General features: G+C 36.6%; 10 protein-coding genes. All 10 read right to left on the reverse strand.

The window, feature by feature from the left end; translation table 11 throughout:
- Window positions 1–10: 10 nt before the first annotated feature.
- Window positions 11–562 (reverse strand): NADH-quinone oxidoreductase subunit NuoB, encoded by a 552-nt coding sequence (gene nuoB / locus ABFR62_00670; protein ID MEN8136930.1) that lies wholly within the window; start codon window positions 560–562, stop codon window positions 11–13.
- Window positions 563–646: 84 nt separating this feature from the next.
- Entirely contained in the window at window positions 647–1,570 is a 924-nt protein-coding gene (locus tag ABFR62_00675; protein MEN8136931.1) for a complex I subunit 1 family protein, read from the reverse strand.
- Between the two features lie 77 nt (window positions 1,571–1,647).
- Entirely contained in the window at window positions 1,648–3,483 is a 1,836-nt protein-coding gene (locus ABFR62_00680) for a proton-conducting transporter membrane subunit (GenBank protein MEN8136932.1), read from the reverse strand.
- A 74-nt stretch (window positions 3,484–3,557) separates the two neighbouring features.
- Window positions 3,558–5,042, reverse strand: coding sequence for a proton-conducting transporter membrane subunit (locus ABFR62_00685; GenBank protein ID MEN8136933.1), 1,485 nt, complete (start codon window positions 5,040–5,042; stop codon window positions 3,558–3,560).
- Window positions 5,036–5,410, reverse strand: coding sequence for a sodium:proton antiporter (locus ABFR62_00690; GenBank protein MEN8136934.1), 375 nt, complete (start codon window positions 5,408–5,410; stop codon window positions 5,036–5,038). Before ABFR62_00690 ends, ABFR62_00685 begins: the two co-directional genes overlap by 7 nt.
- The gene (locus ABFR62_00695; GenBank protein MEN8136935.1) at window positions 5,410–6,129 is read right to left on the reverse strand and encodes a Na(+)/H(+) antiporter subunit B; all 720 of its coding nucleotides are present in this window, start codon (window positions 6,127–6,129) and stop codon (window positions 5,410–5,412) included. Before ABFR62_00695 ends, ABFR62_00690 begins: the two co-directional genes overlap by 1 nt.
- Entirely contained in the window at window positions 6,126–6,431 is a 306-nt protein-coding gene (locus ABFR62_00700; protein ID MEN8136936.1) for a hydrogenase subunit MbhD domain-containing protein, read from the reverse strand. The genes ABFR62_00695 and ABFR62_00700 overlap by 4 nt, the downstream gene beginning before the upstream one ends.
- Window positions 6,428–6,778 (reverse strand): monovalent cation/H(+) antiporter subunit G, encoded by a 351-nt coding sequence (gene mnhG / locus ABFR62_00705; protein ID MEN8136937.1) that lies wholly within the window; start codon window positions 6,776–6,778, stop codon window positions 6,428–6,430. Before mnhG ends, ABFR62_00700 begins: the two co-directional genes overlap by 4 nt.
- Before the next feature lie 131 nt (window positions 6,779–6,909).
- Entirely contained in the window at window positions 6,910–7,170 is a 261-nt protein-coding gene (locus ABFR62_00710; protein ID MEN8136938.1) for a monovalent cation/H+ antiporter complex subunit F, read from the reverse strand.
- Window positions 7,171–7,175: 5 nt separating this feature from the next.
- The gene (locus ABFR62_00715; GenBank protein ID MEN8136939.1) at window positions 7,176–7,688 is read right to left on the reverse strand and encodes a Na+/H+ antiporter subunit E; all 513 of its coding nucleotides are present in this window, start codon (window positions 7,686–7,688) and stop codon (window positions 7,176–7,178) included.
- Window positions 7,689–8,537 lie beyond the last annotated feature (849 nt).

The following is an 8,537-nucleotide window of genomic DNA, read 5'->3' on the forward strand; positions in this document are numbered from 1 at the left end:
AAACATTATACTACCAGTTATAATCCGGCATTCTCCAATTTTTAATTATCTTTTTCTGATTAGCTCGATACCACTCAATATTTTCCTGATATTTTGTTCCGTTATCAGCTTCTCCTTTTTGAATTTTCTTTTGTAATTCCTCGAAACCTGCTAAAATAGCCTCGGGACGTGGCATACAGCCGTTTATGTAGATATCTACAGGTATGTATTGAGCCAAACTGTTAATAGTGTTATAGCTATCAAAATACATCCCTCCGTTTATGGTACACGAACCGAAACCAATTACGTACTTTGGATCCTGCATTTGCTCATAAACCCTGATAACTCTCTTCAAAGTTTTAGTTGAAAGATATCCTGTAATCAATAAAACATCAGCCTGACGAGGTGTTGCAGCTCCGCGAATTCCTAAGCGTTCGGCATCGTAACGCGATGTCAGGGTTGCAGGAAGCTCAATCGCTCCACAACCTGTACCGTAAGCCAACATAAAAATTGAATGCTTACGAATGAAATTCTTTATATAATCAACGACTCCTTGTGTTTCTTTGTCGTTTGCTTCTATCATTTCCATTTTATTATTGTTTGAGGTTTGGAGTTTGTTGTTTGAAGTTCTTCAACATCGAACCTCGAACAACAAACATCAAACAGTTTAATATATCGCCCAAATAACTCCTATCACTCCAAAAATTAATGGCCATTTATAAAACCATCTTATTGCCTGTTCGGTTCTGTATCGCGGATTAATCCATCCGTAAAAAACAGGAACCATATATAATACAAATGTCTTCAGCAATAATTCAGGAATACTATGTGCTCCCCCCATGAATACATCAACATAAAGTACAAGTTTGATAAATGCGAAGATTGAACCTCCGCTCATCATCATCCCCAAGTATTTACCTCCAAATTCTGATGCCGGCCCTGATGCAATCTCAGCAGGCGCGCCAACGATATCGAAAGGAGAATAACGGAACATTCCCAAACTGGCCATTAAAGCTGCTATGAACGCAAAAGGATTTGAAAACATCATCCAGGTACCTGTTTCCTCCTGTATCTGCATGAAGCCTGTGATACTTGTAGTTTGATATTGAATCATCAATGCAACCAAGGCCAAAACAAAAGGAATTTCAAAACCCGTCATTAAGCTCAATCCACGGGTAACACCTATTGCAGAGTTTGGATTCCCTGTCTCCCCTGCTCCAAGAGCCATTCCTAAAGAACCAAATGTCATCATGTAAATAAGGAAAATTAAATCGCCCTTGAATGTTAAGTTTTCTATTGAAAATCCGGGTAATAACATCCCTCCATGAACAATTGGAATAAACATTAACACAGAAACAGCGGCTGTGATAATCCATACAGGACCTAAGTGCGACATTAATCCATGATGGATATTTGTCGTTTTAAATTCAAGCTTCATCAAATCAATGAAATTCTGATATATAGGCGGTCCTACCCTATTCTGAACCCGTGCAGTAAGTTTTCGGACAATACCACCGTACAGCATCCCTACTGTAAATGCCATGATAGTGGTAACTATCGCTGCTAGTATTGTTAATAATATATCGTTCATATATGTTTTGTTTGAAGTTTGGGGTTTGTTGTTTGGAGTTGAACATCAAACCCCAAACTTCAAACCTCAAACAGAAATTATTTATTCAAAATTAATAGCAACAGAGCCAGGAAACTCACAACATAAATTGCATAAGTTTGACCGTTACCCGTATATATTTTCCTTACAAAGTTTGCCAATGAACCCAGTGCACATCCCAGTTCCACCCAAAATTTACCCATATCACCTTTATACATTCCTGAAAATGCACGTTCAAAAGGTTTAAAGAAATCCTGTTGGTAATTCATATTCTCATGCTCCCAGGGAATTTCTCCGGAAGTTGATATATCTTTTGTAGATACTTGTCGTGTTTTTTTGTAGCCTTTCAATGTGATGAAAACAACAGCCAATACAAACACTATTCCAATGATTGTGCTAATGCTTTCCAGATGAACCTCATTGCCCCAAACATTTTGAAGCACACTCATATTCCAATTCACATCTACATATCCTAAATATGCCATTCCACTAGCTAAAGGTTCGAAAACAATTCCGGGAAAAGTACCTGCCACAATTAAGAAAATCGATAAAACTACCATCGGAGCCACCATAGTAATTGGTGCTTCCTTCACATTCTTAACGTTATCTTCTTCCTGCCCTAAAAACAACCCGAATAATATTCTATAACTATATAAAAATGCAGCCGTACTCGAAAAGAAAATAAGTACTACCAGGAAATAGCTGTTTGAAGTGATCAATGATTCATACAACATCCATTTACCAACAAAGCCACCTACAGGTGGTACACCTGCCAAAGCAATTATAGCTACCAAAGTTGCAAAAAACGTATATGGCATTTTCTTTATCAGACCGGATATCTTAGTCATATCGGTAGTTCCTACCTGGCGTTCCACCGCACCAACAGCCATAAACAAAACAGCTTTTATTGCGGCATGCATTACTGCCATAAACAGTCCGGCCATCACACCCAGTTTTGTACCGGAAGCAAGACCAATTGTTATATATCCTAACTGACCTACCGAAGAATAAGCAAGCAACCTTTTGGCATCTTGCTGTATAAGTGCATAAAGCGTAGCAACTACTGCTGTGATTCCTCCCAGCCACATTATTATTTGTTGAAGAACTATTGCCGACAATACAAATTCAACATCAAGCATCAGTGCCGAAAATACTATGGAAATACCTAAAACTCCCATTTTTGATAAAGCTCCTGAGAACAATGCAGTAAAAGACATTGGCGACTCTGAATATGCACCGGGTGCCCAAACATGCAATGGCATTGTAGCAGCTTTTACTGAGAATCCTATCAACAATAAAATTGGTATTAAAATATTTTCTGCTCCGAGAGCTCCCAATTCTATAGCTTCACTGATGTTGGTTGTACCTACTCTGGCATTTATCAGCACTATTGCTGTTAACATTGCGTAGGCTCCAACAGCACTAAATATTATATACTTTATTCCTATTTTACTCGTTTCCTGGCGTCCTTTATATATTACCAATAAATAAGACGACCATGTCATTATCTCCCAAAAAATAAACAGAGAAATGAAATCGCTACTTAAAACTATTCCCATCATTGAAGCCACACTCAACATGAAGTTAGAATTGAAATACCCCAGATGCGGCATTCCTTTCATATAACTTATTGAGTAAAGAGAAATCAATGTTGCAAGAACCAAAACTATTACTGCAAATATGTATCCAAAATCGCTCAACTGCCATTCGAGATCAAAACTTCCTAAATTGAAATTGACAGCATCCGGTTTCCCCGATAAGAAAAACAGAAGAGTAGCTGATAAAATTGCAACAAAGGAAACTACAGAACTTGCCTGCGGTGTAATCTTCTTTGCGAAGAAGCTTAAAGCCGCTCCTGCAAATAATATGGTTAATATTAAAACTATCACATTCATATTTATTTTGTTTGAGGTTTGTGGTTTGGGGTTTGAGGTTTTTACTTCAAACATCGAACACCAAACTCCAAACATTAATTCATGTTTTCACCTAATACGTTCTTTATGTATATCGATTTATCCATCAAAGTATCCGAAGCATTTTTTAGGAAACCTAATATAATATCAGGGTAAAGACCAACAACTATAATTGTAACAGCCAATACCGACATGGATGCAAATGCCTGTACAGTTGGTTTTATAACTTCAACACCCTCTTTTCTTTTATCAAAATACAACTTGTTAAGCACTCTGAAATAATAAACAATCTCAACAACACTAATAAGAAGAATGATTACAATAAGCATAATCATCTCTTTTTCGGCTGCAGCAGTAAGAACCCACAGTTTTGCCCAGAAACCGGCAAAAGGCGGAAGTCCTACAATTGCGAAAGCACCTAATGCAAAAAAGAAAGAAACTATTGGCAATTGTTTTGCAATTCCCTTTAAAGCGTTTATTTCTTTTCCGGGAGTATCATAAACCAGATAAGATCCCGACATGAAAAGTAGTCCCTTTATAACTGCATGATTAAACATTAAGAATAAAGCTCCAACTACTGCTGTTTGAGTTCCTATTCCAAATGCTACCAGCACAAACCCCATTTGACCAATACTAGAGTAAGCCAACATTCTTTTCAGGTTTGTTTGGCGCAATGCCGATAATTCGGCAATAACCATTGTTACAAATCCTGCGTAGATTAAAAATTCGGAAGCTACGTCCAGATCAAAAATTGTGAATATTACTCTGATCAAAGCATAAACTCCGGCTTTTACAACAATCGCAGCAAAAGCAGCTCCGATTGGTCCTGGTGCCTGAGAATAGGCATCCGGGGCCCATCCGTTAAGAGGGAAAATTTCTGCTTCAATTCCGAAACCAACAGCAAAAAGAGTGAAAATCAAAGTTTTCATCCCAATCGACACATCAACCATACGTACAGAAATTTCTGCCATATTCAGTGTTCCTACCTGTGTGTAAAGAATTATTATTCCAAGTAAAATAAATGCTGATGCAAAACTTCCGATTAATAAATATTTAAATGCCGCTTCGGCCCCATCGCGGTTTCTATAAAGAGCAGTTAATGAATAAGCCGAAATTGCAACAATCTCCAGGAATACAAACAGGTTAAAAATATCGCCGGTAAGCACCATTCCCAGTGCTCCGGTTACCATCATCATCTGCAGTGTTTGATATTTTAATGAAATAGCTGTGTCAACTTTTTTGAAATTAAAGCTGTATGCCCAAATTATCAATCCCATAAAAGAGATTAATGTTGCCAACAGTCCGCTAAACTTTGAAAAAACAAGGTTGATTCCCCATGGTGCTTTCCAGCCGGCAAGTGTTTCAGTTATGAAACCTACAGACTGAACTTCTATCATCAGATTAACCGAAACAAAAGCGAGATAAGAAAGAACTATTCCCGGAATTATTCTGGCTGCCTGACGGTTTATCTTTCCAATCAGCGGAATCAAAAATGCCGCCAGTAAAGGAAATGCTATATAATGTACAGGTGTTATTACCATTTTAAAGATTTTATTTGGTCAATACGTGCTGTGTTATGGTGTTTGTAGAGTCTGATTACCAGCGAAAGTGCAACTGCTGTAACGGCAAAACCGATTACGATAGCAGTAAGAACCAATGCCTGAGGAACAGGATCAACCATTTTATTGGCTTTGTCGATTGCCGCCGGCGAAAATATCGGAGCTGTTCCGTTATGAACATAACCAATAGCCACAAACAAAAGGTGCAAGCCCGAATCAACAATAGAAAGTCCGATAACTATTTTTGTCAGATTCTTTTTCATTAATACAGCATACAATCCGATAAGTACCAAAACTATTGCGGAACCGTAAATACTGTAGGTAAGTATATCTTGATATATTGTTTCCATTACCTCTGTTCAGGTTTAATTTTTAATAATGTATCCAGAACTCCAATCAACTCGGCAGCAACTTTTAAACCTACAGCTATGTAAATTACCGGAATAACTCCACCACTGATAAGTTGATTTACTTCTCCATTTGGCAAGAAGTTTTCCAGAAAAGTCCCTCCGGAAAATAACCCCCAAAAACCAAGAGTTACAAAAGTGATACCTGCCAAACTCTCAACCCAGGCCAACTTTCCGTGACTAACTTTGAAATCTCTGTAAGAAATCATCATCAACAGAAAACCGGTGGCAATAATTGCTCCTCCCTGGAAACCTCCACCGGGAGTAAGATGCCCGTGAATGAAAACATAGATTCCCAACAGAACCACCATCGGATAGAGAAGTTTTGCTCCTGAATTGATAAGCGGACTTGCCGAAAGTTGAATTCTATCTGCTTCACCTTCTTCTTTTCTGCGGAAAAGAATACTTCCCAATCCGGTAACTGCTAAAAATAAAACTGTCACCTCTCCAAGAGTATCAAAGCCACGATAATTTACCACTATTGCGGTAATTACATTTGCTACCTTTGTCTTTGGAACTGTGTTATTAAGGTAGTATCCACTTACAGTACTTTCTGCTGCAGGATCTCCAATTCTATTTGCACCAAAAGGTATTTCGGCAAATGCTCCGATCAAAAAATACCCGATTATTGCCAATAACCCTATTACTAAATACTTTCTCATAATTCTTCTTCAACGGGGTTAGAGTTATCCTGATCTATTTTATTCAACGGTTTGTCTTCTTCATATCTGGAAGTATTCCTGATAGTAATAATGAAAACTATAGTTGTTAGTGCAATACCTATTGCAGCCTCCGTTAGAGCCACATCGGGAGCTTGAAGTATGTAAAAGAATATCGACAAGATCAAGCTGATTACTCCCGTTGCAAGAACTGCGTAGAGTAAATCTTTTTGATAAACAGCATATATTGCAGCAGCAATAAGAACCACAACCATTGCTATTAAGAAAATTGAATTTAATATCATGCCTGATTCTCTTTTTCGATTGATAATTCTGCTTCTTCCAATGCATCAGCTTCACCTTTCGTATAAGGTTTCTGCTTTAATTTGTGCGCAGCACGTGCAATTGCATGTGAACTAAGTGGATTGGCTATCGTTAAAAACACGATCATAATGATAATTTTCACCATCCAATCGGGTTGTAAAAAACCAACTCCCAACATAAAAGCCATAGCCCCCAAAGTACTTGCCTTAGTTCCGGCTTGTAAGCGTGTATATACATCAGGCATTCTATATAATCCCAGAGCTCCCAAGAAAAGGAATACTGCTCCAAGTAATAATAAAATGTATCCGATAATTTTTAATATTTCCATATCTCATTTATTATCGTCATTTCGACTAAGCGATAGCGCCTGCCTGACGGTAGGCAGGGAGAAATCTGTTTAATGTTTCTGCAAACAGGTACGAGATCTCTCGACTTCGCTCGAGATGACATTGTTTTTTTTTACAAAGCTCTCTCTAAATACCTTGCTACTACTATGATTCCTATGAAACCAAGTACAGCATATATCAGAGCTACATCGATATAAATATATCTTTCAAATAAAAAAGCCAAAAGCACAAATACTGATGTAATACTAATAGACATATTGTCTAATGCTACGGCTCTGTCTGCAGCACTCGGTCCTTTTATAAACCTTATTAAGCCAAGTATCAAACCAGCCAATATCAGCACTAATACTATTGTTAATATTCCCTCGTCCATACCAATTAATCTTTATAAATTTTTAATAAGATTTTTTCGAAAGGCTCAGCTATTGCTTTATAAGCTTCTTCAGGACTTTGTGCTTCGACATCGATCCAGTGGATGTAGAAATTGTCATCTTTCAAATCTACTGTCAACGTCCCCGGCGTAAGGGTGATACTATTTGCAAGTATCAATTTTGCGGTGTCGTTTTTCAGATTTGTTTTAAATTCTACAATCCCGGGATTAATAGGTAAGCTCGGTGATATTACTCTTTTGGCCATTGAGAAATTTGATTTCACCAAGGCAATTATGAATACAAAGAAATACTGTACTACATAGATGATCTTTGGTGATAATATTATTCCCAATCCACAACAAGAGAAAAATCCACTTGAAAAAACTGCAATAATTAAGCTGACGAAAAGACCTGTCATTAACTCTGTCGGTTCTACAGAAGTTGTAAAAGCCATCCACACAATCATAACAATTATGAAGGTGTAAATTAACTTTCCGATAGATGTCTTGTTGTCGCTCATTTAAATGTACTTTTTACACTTTATTCAGAAATTCTCATTTTTTAATGAACTATTCTCAGCTATTGCTTATATAATTCATTCGAGCAAGGTAAAAGTTCGATTTTAATTATAAATTGACAATTAACGCAATGAAACATGATTGTACGCATGAAATAACATTACAAAACAACATACCTAAAACATACTGTGATTACAATATGTATTATTTACATCCACAACCATTACTAATTGAATATTTTTACATGAAAAATCACTGCAACAATGTAAAATTGTAAGCATAAAATGATTATTTAATAATTCAAAGAGATATCTCCGACTTTTTTCAAGAATAAAGTGAGGTTTCCAACAAAATATTAACGGTGTACTTAGGACGTCGTTTACTATTTTAACTTTCATTAACTACGCCTTAAAATGTGTATTAAAGTTTCTTATGTAATAATAAATTTTATGCGCCTTTTCCGGCTCTCCGCTTATAGTTTTGCTTGCTGTGATTATTCACAATAGTTCTGCAGGGTCTTTTTTATCAAAAAGCCGCCACAGAACTTTGTTCACTAATCACAGCAAGCAAAAGCTACCACTACTATCCGGGGCGTTTATATTTCGGTGCTCTGTTCATCTAACTAATAAAGGTTTATACTTATTATAAATATTTTTTATGTGAACTTCAGTAATTTAAATTCTGAAGAGAATACAAGATTACAATCAAATGTTTCGATGAATGATATAAGTATTAATTACAATTAAATATATATCGCTCTTAGCTTTACTAAGAGCGATTTTTCATTCTAAAAGTCGTAAATTTATATTGTAAAATATCACAAGGACTTAAATGTTTAGATCTTCTTTTTT

The organism is Bacteroidota bacterium (assembly GCA_039714315.1).
Lineage (GTDB): Bacteria > Bacteroidota > Bacteroidia > Flavobacteriales > JADGDT01 > JADGDT01.